The sequence below is a fragment of the uncultured Maribacter sp. genome, assembly GCF_947500405.1.
In the GTDB taxonomy this organism is placed as follows: domain Bacteria; phylum Bacteroidota; class Bacteroidia; order Flavobacteriales; family Flavobacteriaceae; genus Maribacter_B.
The window spans coordinates 73,462-91,507 of record NZ_CANMRY010000009.1; the positions used below are offsets into that span (position 1 = coordinate 73,462).

The 18,046-nt window shown below is 31.7% G+C and carries 14 protein-coding genes; 2 read left to right on the plus strand and 12 right to left on the minus strand.

Annotated features, from left to right (window positions below; all coding sequences use genetic code 11):
- Window positions 1-105: 105 nt before the first annotated feature.
- The 3 genes from Q0945_RS12745 to Q0945_RS12755 form a co-directional block, all read right to left on the minus strand.
- A complete protein-coding gene (locus Q0945_RS12745) occupies window positions 106-993 on the minus strand; it encodes a hypothetical protein (protein WP_299435128.1) in 888 nt (295 codons plus the stop codon).
- 216 nt (window positions 994-1,209) lie between these two features.
- Entirely contained in the window at window positions 1,210-2,082 is an 873-nt protein-coding gene (locus Q0945_RS12750; RefSeq protein ID WP_299435131.1) for a hypothetical protein, read from the minus strand.
- A 183-nt stretch (window positions 2,083-2,265) separates the two neighbouring features.
- Window positions 2,266-4,179, minus strand: a complete 1,914-nt coding sequence (locus Q0945_RS12755) for an ABC-F family ATP-binding cassette domain-containing protein (protein WP_299435133.1) — start codon at window positions 4,177-4,179, stop codon at window positions 2,266-2,268.
- A gap of 65 nt (window positions 4,180-4,244) precedes the next feature.
- Here Q0945_RS12755 and Q0945_RS12760 point away from each other — a divergent pair, with 65 nt between their 5' ends.
- Entirely contained in the window at window positions 4,245-4,637 is a 393-nt protein-coding gene (locus tag Q0945_RS12760) for a DUF983 domain-containing protein (RefSeq protein ID WP_299435135.1), read from the plus strand.
- Here the strand turns inward: Q0945_RS12760 and Q0945_RS12765 are convergent.
- The 9 genes from Q0945_RS12765 to Q0945_RS12805 form a co-directional block, all read right to left on the minus strand.
- A complete protein-coding gene (locus tag Q0945_RS12765) occupies window positions 4,634-5,692 on the minus strand; it encodes an FAD-binding oxidoreductase (RefSeq protein ID WP_299435137.1) in 1,059 nt (352 codons plus the stop codon). The genes Q0945_RS12760 and Q0945_RS12765 overlap by 4 nt on opposite strands.
- Window positions 5,693-5,806: 114 nt before the next feature.
- On the minus strand, window positions 5,807-6,709 hold the full coding sequence (gene gldN, locus Q0945_RS12770; RefSeq protein ID WP_298487613.1) for a gliding motility protein GldN: 903 nt from the start codon (window positions 6,707-6,709) through the stop codon (window positions 5,807-5,809).
- Window positions 6,710-6,793: 84 nt separating this feature from the next.
- Entirely contained in the window at window positions 6,794-8,362 is a 1,569-nt protein-coding gene (gene gldM / locus Q0945_RS12775; RefSeq protein WP_299435140.1) for a gliding motility protein GldM, read from the minus strand.
- Window positions 8,363-8,414: 52 nt separating this feature from the next.
- Entirely contained in the window at window positions 8,415-9,068 is a 654-nt protein-coding gene (gene gldL, locus Q0945_RS12780) for a gliding motility protein GldL (protein ID WP_121065291.1), read from the minus strand.
- A gap of 86 nt (window positions 9,069-9,154) precedes the next feature.
- Window positions 9,155-10,519, minus strand: a complete 1,365-nt coding sequence (gene gldK, locus Q0945_RS12785) for a gliding motility lipoprotein GldK (protein WP_121065290.1) — start codon at window positions 10,517-10,519, stop codon at window positions 9,155-9,157.
- A gap of 123 nt (window positions 10,520-10,642) precedes the next feature.
- Window positions 10,643-11,797: a formimidoylglutamase gene (locus Q0945_RS12790; RefSeq protein ID WP_299435148.1), complete on the minus strand. Its 1,155-nt coding sequence runs from the start codon at window positions 11,795-11,797 to the stop codon at window positions 10,643-10,645.
- Between the two features lies 1 nt (window position 11,798).
- Window positions 11,799-14,324, minus strand: a complete 2,526-nt coding sequence (gene topA / locus Q0945_RS12795; protein WP_299435152.1) for a type I DNA topoisomerase — start codon at window positions 14,322-14,324, stop codon at window positions 11,799-11,801.
- A 116-nt stretch (window positions 14,325-14,440) separates the two neighbouring features.
- Entirely contained in the window at window positions 14,441-15,679 is a 1,239-nt protein-coding gene (locus Q0945_RS12800; protein ID WP_299435154.1) for a hypothetical protein, read from the minus strand.
- 74 nt (window positions 15,680-15,753) lie between these two features.
- Entirely contained in the window at window positions 15,754-16,410 is a 657-nt protein-coding gene (locus Q0945_RS12805; protein ID WP_299435157.1) for a class I SAM-dependent methyltransferase, read from the minus strand.
- A gap of 187 nt (window positions 16,411-16,597) precedes the next feature.
- Between Q0945_RS12805 and miaB the strand changes: the two genes are divergently transcribed.
- Window positions 16,598-18,043 (plus strand): tRNA (N6-isopentenyl adenosine(37)-C2)-methylthiotransferase MiaB, encoded by a 1,446-nt coding sequence (gene miaB, locus Q0945_RS12810; protein WP_299435161.1) that lies wholly within the window; start codon window positions 16,598-16,600, stop codon window positions 18,041-18,043.
- The last annotated feature ends 3 nt before the right edge of the window (window positions 18,044-18,046 follow it).

Sequence of the window (18,046 nt, forward strand, 5' to 3'; positions counted from 1 at the left end):
TTAGTTGTATACGCAACTAATGTTAAAAAAACCTTAAGACCTTATAGAAAAACAGAAAAGGGATGCTAATTAGCATCCCTTTTCTATAACTTTATTACTTAAAAGTTATTCTTTAATTCTTTTATCTTCATATTTAGTGTCTGCTAAACGAGAAAATGAAAATCTTGGGTTATTATATTTAAGATTTAAAGCGTCATTATCACTATCAAAAGTTAATAGTGTTTCGCTCTGTAAGTGCTTTAAACCTTTATAGGAGCTAAATTTATTTCCTTGTATTTGAACAAATTTTAATTTAGTTAAATTTTGTAAACTCTCGGGGGCTACTCCATCAAAATTATTATACGCTAAAACTAGCGATGTTAAACCAGATAATTTACCTAAATCAATATTTATTTGTCCAGAAAACTTATTACCAAAAAGCTCTAATTGTTCTAAGCTTGTAAGAGATTCTATTGCTTTTGGCAAATTTCCTGTAAAATAGTTACTAGATAAATTAAGTAATACTAAATTTTCTAAATCTTCTATTCCACTTGGAATTTCGCCTTCTAGTTTATTATTAAAAAGTGTTAACTCTTCTAAATTATTACACTTAGAATAATCTTCTGGTAAAGTTCCACTTAAACTATTCATTTCTAATTTTAGAACTTTAAGGTTTTCTAATTTTGTTATTTCTTCTGGTATTGTACCTTTTATATTATTAAAAGCTAAATTTAATTCTTCTAAATACTTTAAACCTTTAATGTCTTTGGTAATTTTACCATCTAAATTATTTCTATGTAAATTAATCGAAACAACGTGATTGTCTACCATTTGTACTCCATACCAATTACTTACTTGCTCTTTTAAGTCCCATGAATTAGTCCATCCAGCTCCATTGGTAGAATTATATAAGCTTAATAATGCTGCTTTTTCTTCTTTTGATACTTGTGCATATATAACACTTGTAAAAAGCAAAAATAAAAGAACCTTTAAGGGGAGTAAAATTCGTTTCATAATATATTATTGTTAGTGCTTGGCTTTTAACATATAATAAAAACAGCCTAATTTGTTATTTAGCTGGCAATTATTAAACTATAATAATATAGTACTAACGTATAATATTTAGTTTTCTGATAAATTATAAGCTATTTTTACTAATATGGTAATGATAAATAAAAAAAGGGGTGCACCACACACCCCCACCATTAACCAAACTAACTAAAATTATTTTTAATCCTCATCATTAAATTTTGTATCTGCCATTCTAGACTTGCTAAAGTTTAAATCTCTAAAATCTAAATTTTCTTCATCTTTATCGTAATCAAAAACCAAAAACTGCTTGCTATCCATCATTTGTAAATTCTTAAATGAGTTAAATTCATTATTTTGAATTTGCAGAACTTCTAAACTTGCTAATTGACCAAATTCTTCTGGTATAGCCCCATTTAATTGGTTATTTGCTAAAACTAATTCTTTAAGGTTACTTAAATTTCCCATTTCATTTGGGATAGAGCCATACAAAGAGTTTTCAAAAAGACCTAAAACTTCTAAGTCTTCTAAACTTCCTAATGAATTTGGAATTTCTCCTCTTAAATTATTACTAGATAAGTTTAATACTTTTAAACTTGCCATTTGTCCAATACTCTCTGGTATTTTTCCAGTAATAAAATTATTAAACATTGTTAATTCCTGTAAACCTGCCAAATTTCCTAATTGTTTAGGTAAATCTCCTTTTATACGATTCATCTCTAATTTTAATGTTTTTAGATTGTCTAAAAACACTATTTCTTTTGGAATTTCTCCTGTTATAGAATTAAAAGCAAGGTTTAATTTTGTTAAATAGGTTAACTTACCAATACTAGCTGGAAGTTTTCCCATTAAATTATTCCTAAATAAACTAATTTCTACTACATGATTATCTTCTACAGTAACTCCATACCAGCTAGATACTGGTGCATTTAAATCCCATTTTTTAATCCAATGCGCTCCGTTTGTACTTTCATACAAATCTATTAATGCTTTTTTTTCTTTTTTAGAAACTTTAGCCAACACTAAATTTGATGTTATAAATGCCAGAAATAAAATATATAATCCTCTTTTCATATCTATATTTTTACGCTTCTTGTAAATCTAATCAATAATTAAATACTGATGATTAAGAATTACCTTACAAATATGAGTAATTAACGGCTAAAAATCAAAAATAATCGGTGAACTACTGTATTTTGTTGTGTAGATACTGTTTTTTGTGGTGTAGGAATTTTACTACTATTATTTTTATTGTGTTTAGCTAATTCCTTCTAACTCTGTTGTTAAATTTTCCCAGTTCTGCATTAAATCTTCTAAATATTTTTTCTTTTTTTCATAACCATCAAAGAAGTTTGGCTTTGCTATAGTTTCATCATAGTTCATTAATAAGGAATGGTCTATTTCTGCAATCTCCTTTTCTAAACTAGATATTTTACTTTCTACAGAACTTAATTTATTCTTTAATGATTTAACTTTTTTCTGATCTTGAAAGTCATTTGTATTCTTAGAAACCACTTCTTTTTTCTTAGGATTGGTTTCTTTTTTCTCTATATTTCTAAAATTCTCTTCTTTACGCTGCTCTAAGTAATAGTCTACATCTCCAAGATATTCTCTTATACGCTTATCTTTAAATTCATATACACTATTAGTTAAACCTTGTAGAAAATCTCTATCATGTGAAACTAATATTAAAGTACCTTCAAAATTTTGTAATGCTTGTTTTAGTACATTTTTAGATTTAATATCTAGGTGGTTTGTTGGCTCATCCATTACCAATACATTAAATGGTTGTAGCAACATTTTTGCTAATGCTAACCTATTACGTTCTCCTCCAGAAAGGACTTTTACATATTTCTCCACATCGTCTCCTCGAAAAAGAAAAGACCCAAGTATATCTCTTACCTTACTCCTATTTTTTTCATTTGCAGCGTCTATCATAGTATCTAATATGGTTTTACTACCATCTAAATACTCTGCTTGGTTTTGCGCAAAATATCCTATTTGTACATTATGCCCTAATTTTAGATGCCCATCATGCGTAATATCGCCAACCATTATTTTTGCTAAAGTAGATTTTCCTTGGCCGTTTTGACCTACAAAAGCGGTCTTGCTATTCCTTTCTATTAGCAAGTTTATATTTTCTAAAACTTGTTTTTCTCCATAGCTTTTTGCTAAATCTTCTATCTCTACTACAACTTTTCCTGGAGTTATAGATATAGGAAAGCGTAAATTCATAACACTATTATCATCCTCATCTACCTCTATACGATCCATTTTGTCTAGCTTCTTCATTAGGGACTGCGCCATGGATGCTTTTGTAGATTTTGCTCTAAACTTTTCTATAAGTCTTTCAGCTTGCTGTATTTCTTTATCTTGGTTTTTCTGAATACTTAGCTGTTGATCTCTTATCTCTTGTCTTAAAACTAAATACTCTGTATAAGGTTTATTATAATCATATATTCTCCCTAAAGAAATCTCTATAGTTCTATTAGTTACATTATCTAAGAACATTTTATCATGCGATACAATAACTACTGCCCCAGAATAATTATTTAAAAACTGCTCTAGCCAAATAATAGATTCAATATCTAAGTGGTTTGTAGGCTCATCAAGCAACAATACATCATTACTTTGTAATAATAGCTTAGCTAGTTCAATACGCATACGCCAACCTCCAGAAAAAGTCTCTGTCTTTTTATCAAAATCTTCGCGCTTAAAACCTAAACCCTGTAAAATTTTTTCGGTTTCCCCTTGGTAATTATATCCTCCTAATATCTCATAATGATGCGTAGCATCACTTAAATCTACTATAAGTTGGTTATAACTTTCGCTTTCATAATCTGTACGTTCTGCTAATTGATGATTTATCTCATCTAATTTAAGCTCTAAAGCCTTTATTTCTTCAAATGCCTGGTAAGACTCTTCTAAGACCGTTCTACCCAATACAAAATCAATATCCTGTCTTAAAAAACCTATTTTAATATCTTTCTCTATTGCAATAGTACCAGAGTCTATTGGCATATCTTTAGAGAGTAATTTAAGTAAGGTAGATTTTCCTGCACCGTTTTTTCCCACTAACCCAACTCGGTTACCTCCGTTTAATCTAAAAGATATTTCTTGAAATAAATATTCGCCTCCAAAAGAAACAGAAAGGTTATGGATATTAAGCATTTTTTATAATTGATTTATATATTAAATAGTACACATTCTTGTACTTTTACAAAAACATTTTGCAAATGTTAAAAAAAGGAAACAAACTCTACAGTATTTTAACAGGAACTTGTCCTAAATGTCATGAAGAAAGCATGTATTTAGACAAAAACCCTTTCCATTTAGGAAATGTTTTAAAAATGCATGAACGTTGCTCCCATTGCAATACAAAATATAAGATAGAACCTTCTTTCTTTTATGGTGCAATGTATGTAAGCTATGGCGTTGGTATTGCCTTTGCTGTAGCTGCTTTTATTATCTCTAGATTTTTTATACAAACTACACTTTTAAACAGCTTTTTTATTATAATGGGTACTTTGGTTGTTTTTATGCCAATTATAATGCGCCTGTCTAGAAATATATGGATTAATCTTTTTATAAAATATGATGCTACTGCAAAGAAAAAAGTACGACACTAAATAGGTTTATAGTATTTTTTTGTAAATCTAGAAATATCTATCTCGGTAGGTAATGCCTTATTATTTTCTATATATTCTAATAATACCTTTGATGCATAAGGAGCAATCATAACTCCTCTAGAACCAAAACCATTTAAAATATACATATTTTTATGTTTAGGATGCTTACCTAATAAAGGTCTTCTATCTGCTACTGTTGGTCGTATTCCTGCAACATGATTAATAATAGTGTAATTACATTTTAAAAAAGCACTTAATTTTTCTAACAATTCAGACTTAGCTTCTTCTGTCGGGGTATTGCTCTTATCTTTCCATTTATAGGTTGCTCCTATACGGTATAAATCTTCTCCCAAAGGAATAATAAATACCGATGATTTTATTACATTATTTTCCTTTAACTCTGGCGTTTTTATAGTTAAAAGCTCTCCTTTTGTACCATTTAATGGCAAATAATTAAAATACGGGTTGTTTTTTAAACCATAGCCAGTGGCAAAAACTATTTTTTTTGCTTTTATAGTTTTATAAGAAACATGGTCTTCTTCTAAAATAAGTACATCATAATTAAAGGTTTCCTCTTTTAATACATTTTTCTCTTTTAAAAAAGATTGATACATATTTAACAACACCTTTGTATCTATTCTACCAGTATCTAAAACTTCTCCGTAACCAAAGGGAGCATCAATTGCAGTATTATTATTTGCTTTTATTTGGGTGGATAAAAAAGGTTGTAACGTATTCTTATCTGCCGCTTCAAACCACATATTTTGTTCTTCAATAGATGCAAACCTTCTATATACCGGAACTTTATAATCTAATTTAGTTTTTAGTTTTTCTTCTAAATTTTGATAAAAAGGCTTTGCCAATTCTAATTGATGCTTTGCATTCCATGCCAAAGTAAATCTCTTAAGAATTACTGGATTATACAGTCCCCCAGCAACTATAGAAGATGTTTGAGAAGCATCACTAATTACTTTAAACGTTTTATTATTTTTTTCTAATTGTTCGCAAAAAGATATTCCAGCTAATCCTAAACCTACTACTAAATAATCTACCATAGCGCAAAGGTATTATAAGTTTAAATGAAATGTCTGACCTATTTTAAAATAAAAAAATCCTCAGTTTTCACTGAGGATTTTCATCATATTATATTGAATTGGAATATTCTGTGGTTAATATGCCCACATATCTTGTTCCCTGTCTCGGATAACCTCTTTTATACGTTTGGCTTCCAATAATTGAAACAATGCATTATCTGCAATATAATCGCTTACCTTACGGTCTCCATGCACATTATCTTCTCTATAAATTACGGCATTAAACCTTCTTGCATTAAGTAACATATCAAAAGATATTGGCTGTGCAGAGTTACGTTGGTTAAAAACTTTTGCTTCGTGCAGAATTTGTCTTGCACTTGGGTACCATACCCAGAAAAGTTCTACTTTCGCATCTCCTGGATCCATAGATTCATCATCAATAAAGTTAACATCTGGCGCAACTGGAGCAATACCTAATAAACGATATTTTAATTCTCCTTGTCTTTTGTCAAAATACCAGATTCCTTTAATACGGTACTCTTCTATATCTGCAGCAGTTAAATCTCTTCTGTTTATATATTCTTCAGAAATTTGTTCTCCTGCATTTAATTGCTCGTATCCGTAATCTGTTGTATCTACTTTTTGTAACGTAGCTTCTAAATCGCTAAATTTTCTTTTCTCGGTAAAATAAGAATCCACATATACATCTTCTAGTTTCCCGTTTTTAATGTTTTTAATTAAAACATCGTATAACGATCTTCTATCTGCTCCTATATCAATAGTATCTATAGGGTAGTATAATGGAAAATTTACACGCTCATCTAAATCTACTGTCTCCCATATAGTTTTAGACCAAAGAATGTCTCTGTCATCTACATAACCATATTTTAAAGGAGCATCATTATCTAAAGCTTTTTGCTCTGTTGTTCTAATCCCAATATCTTGCGGCTTTTTAGCGTTCAAAATGTTCGCTTGGGCCATCATAGATAATGGTAAAAAACTAACAGCTCCGATTAATAAAACTTTTTTCCAATTCATTTGTAACTATTTAATGTTTTTACTTTTTAAAATGTAATGAGCTATTTAAAAAATAACTCATTACATTTTTGTATTTATAAACTATTAGTTAGTAATCTCAACAACTACTGGAGATACTTTCTTTAATTTATAACCTTTATTGTTTGTGATATATGCGTTAATATCAAATATTTGAACTGCATCACCTCTTTTAGCTCTCTTAAGCGCAGATTTAGCTCTTGAGTCTAATCTACTACCTTTAACACTAACTGTAGGTTGTCCAGGAACTTTAAATTTAAATCCGCTTACTTTTAGATTTAAGTCAAAATCAAAGTCTTCTAATAATGCACCAACTGTAGACATTTCTAAGTTTTTTCTTGGCATTTTAGCAGAACCAGATTCTCCTCTAATAGCTCCAGATGGTCTTGGAATATCTTTAATTCTAAATTCAGATTTAGAAGATACTCTTTGTCCGTCAGGTAATGTACCAGAAGCAACAATACTAACTGTTCTTCCTTTTCCAGGGGTCATAATATACTTGCTACCAGAGCTTTTTCTAAGACCAGCTGCAGATGCACTAACTTTATTGTTAGGTATACCAGGTATAGAGATAGACATTGGGTTAGGAACACCACGATAAACAACGTTCATCTTATCTGCTGCAATTAATGCTGCATTAGGCTTAGATATTGTTGCAAATGTTGAAGATACAGGTACTTCTGTACGCTCTCCATCTTGCATAAACACTAGATTACCTTCAATCTTATGATCTCCAGGGGCACCAGCGCTAACTAATAACTTTACCTGACCATCTTTAATCTCGTAATCTTTTCCTTCTACTAATTTTCTACCGTCTAACTTTAAGTTAACTTCATTTGGCTTTGTAGTAGCATCTTTACGACCTAATACTACGCTTCCTGAAAACTTTTCTCCTGCATAGAACGCAGATTTCTCTTGCTCTAATAAAGTAGTATAGTTTGTCATAGAAACTTCACTACTTAATTGTCCTTGTAACATAGATTTTAAAGCATCTTCTTCTGTAGCTTTAATATCAGACTGTAAAGCTGTGATTTTAGCTAAAGAAGCAATTAATGGGAAACCTTCATAATGATAGTTAATCCAATCTTGCTTAGTACCATCTCTCTTTTCAACTTTACCATTAGCATCACCAGTTTCAAATCTAGTAACAACAGAAGACTTAACATCTTTCATGTTTGCTGGTAAAACAGCAGATACTTGTGTACGATAATCGTTAATTCTTTTTAAGAATTCTTGGCCACCTTCGGCAAGGTTTTCTCCTTGAAAGAATTTTTGATCTAAGAAATCTGATTTATCCATTACTGCATAATCCGTTGGATCTTCAACGCCTGTCATCATTTCTGACTTAAGACCTTCCAAGTAATCATAGTAATCTTTAGATAATTCTTTTATCTTCTTTGCATCCTTATATAAAGGACCAAATTTTTCAGCATTTTCTGATGCTTTTGTTTCTAAACCTGTTAAGAAAGCTAGGTTACTTTCTGTGGTTTTTGCATTAGAAGCTTCCATTTTTACATTCATAATACCGAATGCTGCTAGAACTTCTTTACTCATATTTAAAGCCAGCATACAAATGAAAACCAAATACATTAGGTTTACCATTTTCTGACGTGGTGACTGTTTTCCTCCTGCCATGTTTTTCTAATTAGATTTTGTTATTAATTTGGGGTTATTTACTAATCTCTAATTAGTTTTTGCTCATTGCAGATAACATTCCACCATATACTCCATTTAATGAAGATAAGTTTGTAGATAAAGAAGCCATTTGCTCTTTTAATGCACTTGCATTTTGTACTACTTCTTCATTTACAGAAGCTTGCTTACTTGCACTTTCTAACTGTACTTTATAAAGACTGTTTAAAGATTCCATTTGAGCGGCAGCATGTACCATTTCTTCAGAATACTTTTTAGTAGACTCCATTGCATCTACAGTAGGTGCAATTCCTTTTGCAGCTCCTTCAAAGTTTTTAATACTAGAACCTAAGCTCTCCATTAAGTTAGCATCTACACCTGCTTCTTGTAATAAGTTATCTAATTTTTTAGATAAAGATGCTTCTGCTTCTTTAACTTCAGCAGCTTCACTTGCAGCTCTTGGAGAACCTTCTCCACCTGCTAATTCTGGATATACTAAAGACCAATCGTACTCGTCCTCTATTGGCTCGAATGCACTAATAGCAAAAATTGCTGCCTCTGTAATAAGACCTATCGCTAAAAGAACTCCTCCATTTAATGGTCCTAATTCCCAGTGAAGGATTTTAAATAATGCTCCGATAATTACAATAGATGCCCCAAGACCGTAGGCCATATTAAATAATTTCTTTGTTGATTTTGACTGTGCCATAATTTAATTTAATTTAAGGTTTAATAAATAATAAAGATTTGGTTAAAATTTGATACTTGTTTAATTATAATTGTTTAAAATAATTCTTATCTAGTTGAATCTTCTTCTCCCATGTAATCTTGTACGGTTCTAAAACCAACATAACTACGTGCAGAATCTGCATATTCATAATCTCTTGTACTTACTTGTAGGAAATAAGCAACATCTTTCCAAGAACCACCTCTAATAACTTTTCTTTCGTTACTACCATCGCCACCATTAGGGTTCATAGTAGATACATATTCGTAAGAGTTTGGATCATAGCTAGAGTTTGTCCATTCCGAAACATTACCTGCCATGTTATACAAGTTAAAATCATTTGGTTCGTATGATTTAGCTTCTACAGTATATAATGCTTGATCGGCTGCATAATCTCCACGTTGTGGTTTAAAGTTTGCCATAAAACATCCTGTATCACTAATTACATAAGGACCACCCCATGGGTACGTTCCTCCTTCAATACCACCTCTTGCTGCATACTCCCATTCTGCTTCTGTAGGTAGTCTAAATTTATTTACAAATTGCTTTCCTTTACTTTTTTGGTCGTCATTTTTGTGTTTAGTTCTCCAGTTACAAAAAGCTTGTGCTTGCTTCCAAGAGATACCAACTACAGGGTATTCACTATATGCATCATGCCAAAAATAATCGTTGTGCATTGGCTCATTATAAGAATACTCAAAATCGCGAATCCATACGGTTGTATCTGGATAAATTTCTAACTCTTCATGACGAATAAAATCTTTTCTACTCTTATTTTCTTTTCTAGAAGAACGTGCAGCAGCTTCAATATCCATCCAACTATACTTATATTTAAGTTTAGTTACGTCTATTGTTCTTTGCCCATTGTATGATTCTTCTTCAGGAATATAAAGAGAGTCCATTACTTCGGTATAATATTCATCTGGATATTCTGAAACGTCCCAAATAAGATTTTCATCTTTATTAAGCGCTCTTCCTTCAAAACCAGTTTCTCCCATACCAGAATAGTTATCTAACATATACTTGTCATAAACTGAGGCTTTGGTTGTATCTGCATCTTTAAATACAAAATCTCCTATTCCTCCTTCTTCTGGACCAATACCTAACTCATCAGCAAGAATAGCTAATTTTGTTCTAGTAATAGAATCTTTTACCCACTCTACAAACTGACGATATTCGCTATTTGTAATTTCAGTATCATCCATATAAAAAGAACGAACGGTTACTGTTTTTGTTGGTGCGTTAAGAACTTTAGCTTGGTCTTCCTCACTTTTACCCATAATGAAAGATCCTCTTGGGATTAATTCCATTCCGTAGGGTTTTTCCGGATACCACTTCTTTCCTTGGACTCCGACTAGCTCTCCTTTAGTTTTAGACCCACAACTCGTGAGTAAAAAAACAAACGCTATAGATGATAACAATAGCTTCTTCATACTTTAGGTTAAATTTCGATTATGGTTAAAAATTGCAAACACAATTGTTTATTCTACTCTCTAAAACTACGTTTTGAGCAAATTATTGTATTGTACTTGTAATCCTTTTAAAAAAATTTTATGTTAATTAAAGCCTTTCTTATATGCTTTAAACCACCTTTCCGGAATATTTTGATTACATGCATCTAAATAGTCCTTTTCTGTGCATGGTAATAACGCAGGTGAATTTGTTTTAGTATGTGAAGATATTATTGATGGTACTTCTACCCACCACCTTTCTGTTAATAAGCTTTTATGAAAAATAAGTTCCTCGGTCTCATTAGGTACTATATACTTATTAAAGTCTGTATTTGAGTATGGAGACTCTTCTATTCTAAAGTTAAAACCTTCTACAAAATACCACATCATTTGTGCAATTAATTGGCAAGATTGTACTGTATTTTCCATTTCATAAACACCAAATACACTAACTTTATCACTAATGCCTGCATATCTTGCAATAGCACAAATTTCAGGCCCACTAAACCCGTTTGGAGAAAAATTTGCAGATAGGCATATTTCACTAGCTCTTATTGCTCTTGCATCTAAGCTTACCATATGTGCATTTCTTAACACTGGTTCTGACAAAGTAATGTCATTAACTATTTCTCCTAACCTATAGGAATCAAAAAAAAGGCGCTCCATAAGATCTAATTCTTCTTGCGCATTAAAATAACTTTGATATCCTATGTTAGAAAAGTTAAATAAATTATTAGGCTTATCTGTAATAATTTTGCTCATATAGGAATGAGAAGAAATAAGTTCATCTTCCATTCCAAAATCAAAGCGGCTATCTACAGCTACTAAATTAATCATGTCTTTTATCCCATCAAAAGCTCTGTAAGCCGCATAGGTAATATCTTGTGTTGCTCCTAAAATAATAGGAACAATATTTTCTTCTAATAATCCTGCAACAATTTCTTTTACTACAAAATAGGTATCTTCAACAGACTCTCCTTCTTCAATGTCTCCCATATCTACAATGGTAGAATTCCAATTACCAGACATTAATTTGTAAAACTGTATCCTTATAGCAGAAACATCTAACTTTTCTGTTTTCTTTTCAAAAGCATTCCTAGACTCTTTTACTCCTAAAAGGGCTATAGATGCATTTGCTAATACTGGTAAACCATCTCTTTCTGTATGTGCATAAATATTTTTCCCTAAAGCTTGCTCTGGTAATAACTCACAATGTGCCATTACTTTATCTTCCACAGGCACTAAAAAATCATACGCCATATTATTTCTTAGCTTTTGGTTTTGCTTTCGCTTTTGGTTTTGCTTTCGCTTTTGGTTTAGCCTTTGCTTTTTTCTTTGGCGTTTTTGCCTCTATTAACGCTTTTGCTTCTTCTAAAGTCATAGCGGCAGCATCCACTGTTTTAGCTAGCTCTACTTTAATTTTACCTTTTAAAACATTATGCCTTCCCCATCTTGCTTTTTCTATACGAATACCTTCTTCTTCCCAGTTATGGACAACCTTATCTATTTCTTTTTGTTTTTTAACCTCTATAAGTTCTTCTATGTTTTCTTGAGTAAGGTTATCAAAATCGTACTTTTTGTTAACATTAATAAACATACCATTCCATTTTATAAATGGCCCAAAACGCCCTACGCCTTTAACTACATCTTTATCTTCATAAGAAGCAATTGGTGCATCTGCTTTTTGCTTTTCTATAATAAGTTCTATGGCTCTTTCCATAGTAATGTTCATAGCACTTTCATCCTTTGGAAGAGAAATAAATTTCTTTCCAAAACGAACATAAGGCCCAAACCTACCAACATTTGCTGCAACTTCTTCTCCTTCATAAACTCCTAAATCTCTAGGTAATTTAAAAAGTTCCATTGCCTCTTCATAGGTTATACTTCCCAAATTTTGTTCTGGTAATAAACTAGCAAATAGCGGCTTCTCTTCTTCTTCTGCAGTACCAATTTGTACCATAGGCCCAAATCTTCCTAAACGTACAGATACTTGTCTGCCAGATTTTGGGTCTTTACCTAAAATTCGTTCCCCGCTTGCACGCTCTGCATTTGCTTCTACATCTAGAACTGTTGGATGAAAATCTTTATAAAAAGTTTTCATTACTTTTTTCCAGTCTTCTTCGCCTGTTGCTATTTCATCAAAATCTTCTTCCACTTTTGCTGTGAAATTATAATCTAAAATGTTTGCAAAATTACTTACCAAGAAATCGGTAACAATCATTCCTATATCTGTAGGAACCATTTTACCTTTATCAGAACCTACTGTTTCTGTAAGGTTCTTTTCTGATACCGTATTAGATTCTAAAACTAATTGCGTATATTTTCTTTCTACACCTTCTATAGTTCCTTTTTCTACATATCCTCTATTTAAAATTGTAGATATTGTTGGCGCATAGGTAGATGGTCTTCCAATTCCTAATTCTTCTAATTTCTTAACTAAAGAAGCTTCTGTAAATCTATATGGTGCTCTAGAAAAACGCTCTGTAGCAGTTATATATTTATTGCTTAAAGCTTCCCCAACTTCCATTGCAGGTAACATGCCTTCCTGCTCTTCTGCTTGATCCTCATCATCAGAACTTTCTAAATATACTTTTAAGAAACCATCAAATTTTATAACCTCTCCATTTGCTGTAAATTCTTCAGAATGGGTATTGGTTTTTATTTTAACATTTGTTCTTTCCAATTGCGCATCACTCATTTGGGATGCTATAGTACGTTTCCAAATAAGCTCATATAACTTAGATTGATCACGTTCTAAAGAAACCGATGAACGCGACATATCTGTAGGTCTAACAGCTTCATGCGCTTCTTGTGCTCCTTTTGTTTTCCCAGTAAAATTACGTACTGTACTATAGGATTCTCCGTAGTTTTGAATAATAGCGTCCTTTGCTGCATTAACCGCCTCGGAAGAAAGGTTTACACTATCTGTTCTCATGTAAGTAATAAGTCCTGCTTCATATAAGCGCTGCGCTACTTGCATGGTTCTACCAACCGAAAAATATAACTTTCTTGCCGCTTCTTGTTGTAGGGTTGATGTTGTGAATGGTGCTGATGGCGATTTTTTAGCTGGTTTTTTATCTAAATTACCTACTGAAAAATTAGCATCTATATTCTTATCTAAAAACGCTTGTGCTTCTTCTTTAGAAGCGAATGTTTTATTAAGTTTCGCAGTAAACACGCTACCTTCTTTAGTAACAAATTGTGCTGATATTCTATAGGAAGCTACTGGTGTAAACGCTTCTATGCTACGTTCCCGTTCTACAATTAGACGTACTGCTACAGATTGTACTCTACCTGCTGAAAGTCCTGGCTTAATTTTTTTCCAAAGTACTGGTGATAATTGGTACCCCACCAAACGGTCTAACACCCTTCGGGCTTGTTGGGCATTTACCAAATTATAATTTATTTCTCTTGGATTTTCAATTGCTTTTTGAATTGCCGATTTAGTAATAGAGTTAAAAACAATTCTTTTTGTTTTGTCTTTATCCAATTTTAGCTCCTCTGCTAAATGCCAAGAAATAGCCTCTCCCTCACGATCCTCATCACTCGCTAGCCATATAGTATCTGCTTTCTTTGCTAAATCCTTTAGTTTTTTGACTAAGGCTTTCTTATCCTTATCTACTATATATTTAGGTTCAAAATCTTTGTCGACATCTACACCTAATTCTTTAGAAGGTAAATCTGCAATATGCCCAAAACTGGACTCTACTTTAAAATCTTTACCTAAAAACTTCTCTATGGTTTTTGCCTTTGCTGGCGACTCTACTATTACTAAATTCTTAGCCATTCATTCCTTTTTGAAGCAACAAAAGTAGTCGAAATTTTTAATTAAATGTTATACCTAATATATATGTATAAAAAAAGCTCCTTTTTAAAGAGCTTTTTACTAAGTATTACAGCACTCTAATTTAGCTCTAAAGTGCTTATTAACTTTATGTTATTATTTAAATACTCGTATTGATATAAAATTTCATCGCCTACCATTAATAATTGGTTTTCTAACGGAATTACATCAAAAGTATCTATATCTTTAAAATGATTTAGCTCTTTTAAATTCTCAATATTTGTTTTATCGTATACTTTTAATCCTGCTTCACCATCACAAATAAATAGTTTTTCATCTTTTATCCCCAAACCATAAGGGCTCTCTAAAGGATAATTTTCTGCTAAAACAGGGTTAGATATTACAGAAATATCTACAATAAATAAACCGCTCTCTGTTGCACCACAAGCATTGCCTCCTCTTAAAGTAACATACGCATAATTGCCATCTACTACAACGGGATCACATGCAGTACCGTGTTGAAATTCTGAAACAAAAGTAGGAGTAGCTGGTGTAGTAATATCATAGATATACATACCGCGCATACTTCCTAAAAAAAGATGATTTCCTTTATTAAAAATAGTTTCAATATCAAAACCTGCAAATACATCTTCTAAATCTTTTGGCGCACTTAAATCTTCAATATTAAAAACATTTATAGTATGACTATCTACCGCATATAAATAATCTTCCACAATCTTAAAACGTGCTAAAGACCCTCCTTGCCCTACAGAACGAGCATTTGTATCTTCAAAAAGAACAATGTCTGGCCCTCCAAAACGCTCCTCATACTCTTCTATTAAACGTCTTTCTGTTACAGTTTCCCAACCAATAACAAGTTCATTTTCATAATCTACCTCATCATATTCATAAAAATCTGCCACTGGCCACACCACATTATCTCTTAAAACATTCTTTAAACGATTTACAATTTTAATAGTATTAATATCCGATATATCTAATACCATTAAATCTGTAATACTATCTGCATATAAATAATCATCTTTTATAGATATATCTACATTACCAGCTATTTTAATAAAGGCTATTTTCTTTGGAGAAGCCGGATTTGTATTATCTATTACATGCACCCCTTTGTACTTGTCATTTATAAAAATATAATTCTTATAAGCATATATTTTTCCAGACTCATCTATAGGCATAGGAGCAATAATATCTACTCCTTTATTAAATTCCGTTTTAGATATTTTTAAAGGTCTTGCTACTAAATAATCGGCATACTTACCATCCTCCTCTTTTTCACAAGAAAGAAGTCCAAAAGTTATAGCAAAAACGAATAAAACAATCTTAATTTTCATAACTATTTATTTTTAAGTGGTTATAAATTAGATGCATTACTTAGAAGTTGGTTGCAATATTTCTTTATTTGTCCTTAAAAATTCTGATACAAATTGGTTAAAATTGCGCTTTTACTATCGTAAGAAGAGATTGTTAAATTTTTAATTAATTTGGTTTTTGCTAAAAAAGGCAGTTGTAAAATATCTACTCCGCTGTTCTTTTTTAATCGTATTCCTTGACCAGATATAATATCTTTATTTGGAACAAAACTATGTATAGGTAAGTGCTCTGTAATTATAAGATATTTGTACTTTCTTAGTTTTTCAAGAAGGCTCATAATTTCTGCATTACTTATGTGTTGCATTACCTGCCTAACAATTGCACAGTCTGCATTTGGCAATTTATCTTTGCTGATATCTAAACACAAAAACTCTAAATTATCTTCTTTAAAAAGATGTTTATTCCGTTCAATAAGGTTAGGAACAATATCAACCGCAATATATTTTTTAGTTAAAGGCACTAATTGTATCCCAACATTAAAATCTCCACAACCCAAATCACAAACCTCCAAACGCGTATTAAAAGAATTTAAAAAAAGAGAAACTTCTTTTACATAAGGGGCTACAAATTTTGAAGAATGAGAACCCAAACCAGAATAAAAATCAACATCTCCGCCCCACATCTTTTTTTCGTAAATCTGTTGCATTACTGCCTTTGTAGGCCATGGTTCTTTTTTGCGTTTTATTGTCATAAAAAAATTAATTTCAAATTTTTTAAGTAAAAGTATCTTTTAATTTATAAATAGTTCTTTTTACATCGCAACATTTAAGAAATCCTCCTTTAATTTTATAAAAATTTTACAACTGTCAATTTGTCATAAATTTGTTTTTAGCGTTATCTTTGCAATTCTTTTAAAACTAAATGAAGCCAGCAACTCCATGGAGAAAACCATAGACGAATCGATACAAGGAACCACCGTTTCTATTGAAACTAAAAATAGTAGTAGCCGCAAGCTTTATTTAGAAAGTTACGGCTGCGCTATGAATTTTGCCGATAGTGAAGTTGTAGCTTCTATTTTAACTAAAGAAGGTTTTAGCACAACTCAAAAACTAGAAGATGCAGACTTAGTTTTAGTAAATACTTGTTCTATTCGTGATAAAGCAGAACAAACAGTTCGTAAACGTTTACAAAAATTTAACGCCGTAAAAAAAGATAGACCGCATTTAAAAGTTGGGGTTTTAGGTTGCATGGCAGAAAGACTAAAAAGTAAATTTCTTGAAGAAGAAAAAATAGTAGATATGGTGGTTGGTCCAGATGCCTATAAAGACCTTCCTAATCTTATCCAAGAAATTGATGATGGTAAAAATGCAGTAAACGTAATTTTATCTAAAGAAGAAACCTATGGAGATATTGCTCCAATACGTTTACACACCAATGGCGTAAATGCTTTTGTATCTATTACCCGTGGCTGCGATAATATGTGCACCTTTTGCGTAGTTCCTTTTACTAGAGGAAGAGAACGCAGTAGAGAGCCACAATCTATTTTAGAAGAAGTAAACGATTTATGGAACAAAGGATATAAAGAAATTACCCTTCTTGGTCAGAATGTAGATAGTTACTTATGGTATGGAGGTGGATTACGAAAAGATTTTGAAAATGCCTCTGAAATGCAAAAGGCAACAGCTGTAAACTTTGCAAACTTATTAGCTACAGTTGCTGAGGCGCAACCAAAAATGCGAATTCGTTTTTCTACTTCTAATCCGCAAGACATGACTTTAGATGTTATTAAAACCGTGGCTAAGTATAAAAACATTTGCAACCATATTCATTTACCATTACAAAGTGGTAGTAATAGGATTCTTAAAGAAATGAACCGATTACATACGATTGAAGAGTATTTTACTTTAATAGATAACATTCGTGAAATTCTTCCAGACTGTTCTATTTCTCAAGACATGATTATTGGTTTTCCAACAGAAACAGAAGAGGACCACCAAGATACGCTTAAGGCTTTAGAATATGTAAAATATAATTTTGGTTATATGTACGCCTATTCCGAAAGACCAGGAACTATGGCAGCAAGAAAATTAGAAGACGATATTCCCCAAGAAATAAAACAAAGAAGACTTGCAGAAGTAATTGCTTTACAAAGAGAGCATTGTCATTATAGAACGCAAACGCATTTAGGAAAAGTGGAAGAAGTTCTTATTGAAGGTTCTTCTAAAAAATCGGACGAACATTGGATGGGAAGAAACTCGCAAAGCACCGTAGTTGTTTTTCCAAAAGAAAATTACAAAATAGGAGATTTTGTAAATGTAAAAATTGAAGATTGTACCTCTGCAACGTTAAAAGGAACTGCTGTAGGATATTCTGATAACAATTAAAGT

Excerpts from the sequence above, each read along its gene's own strand:
- gldM (WP_299435140.1), bottom strand. The coding sequence starts at position 8,362 with ATGGCAGGAGGAAAACAGTCACCACGTCAGAAAATGGTAAACCTAATG.
- Q0945_RS12800 (WP_299435154.1), bottom strand. The coding sequence starts at position 15,679 with ATGAAAATTAAGATTGTTTTATTCGTTTTTGCTATAACTTTTGGACTT.
- gldK (WP_121065290.1), bottom strand. The coding sequence starts at position 10,519 with ATGAAGAAGCTATTGTTATCATCTATAGCGTTTGTTTTTTTACTCACG.
- topA (WP_299435152.1), bottom strand. The coding sequence starts at position 14,324 with ATGGCTAAGAATTTAGTAATAGTAGAGTCGCCAGCAAAGGCAAAAACC.
- Q0945_RS12760 (WP_299435135.1), top strand. The coding sequence starts at position 4,245 with ATGTTAAAAAAAGGAAACAAACTCTACAGTATTTTAACAGGAACTTGT.
- gldL (WP_121065291.1), bottom strand. The coding sequence starts at position 9,068 with ATGGCACAGTCAAAATCAACAAAGAAATTATTTAATATGGCCTACGGT.
- Q0945_RS12750 (WP_299435131.1), bottom strand. The coding sequence starts at position 2,082 with ATGAAAAGAGGATTATATATTTTATTTCTGGCATTTATAACATCAAAT.
- gldN (WP_298487613.1), bottom strand. The coding sequence starts at position 6,709 with ATGAATTGGAAAAAAGTTTTATTAATCGGAGCTGTTAGTTTTTTACCA.
- Q0945_RS12805 (WP_299435157.1), bottom strand. The coding sequence starts at position 16,410 with ATGACAATAAAACGCAAAAAAGAACCATGGCCTACAAAGGCAGTAATG.
- Q0945_RS12765 (WP_299435137.1), bottom strand. The coding sequence starts at position 5,692 with ATGGTAGATTATTTAGTAGTAGGTTTAGGATTAGCTGGAATATCTTTT.
- miaB (WP_299435161.1), top strand. The coding sequence starts at position 16,598 with ATGGAGAAAACCATAGACGAATCGATACAAGGAACCACCGTTTCTATT.
- Q0945_RS12745 (WP_299435128.1), bottom strand. The coding sequence starts at position 993 with ATGAAACGAATTTTACTCCCCTTAAAGGTTCTTTTATTTTTGCTTTTT.
- Q0945_RS12790 (WP_299435148.1), bottom strand. The coding sequence starts at position 11,797 with ATGGCGTATGATTTTTTAGTGCCTGTGGAAGATAAAGTAATGGCACAT.
- Q0945_RS12755 (WP_299435133.1), bottom strand. The coding sequence starts at position 4,179 with ATGCTTAATATCCATAACCTTTCTGTTTCTTTTGGAGGCGAATATTTA.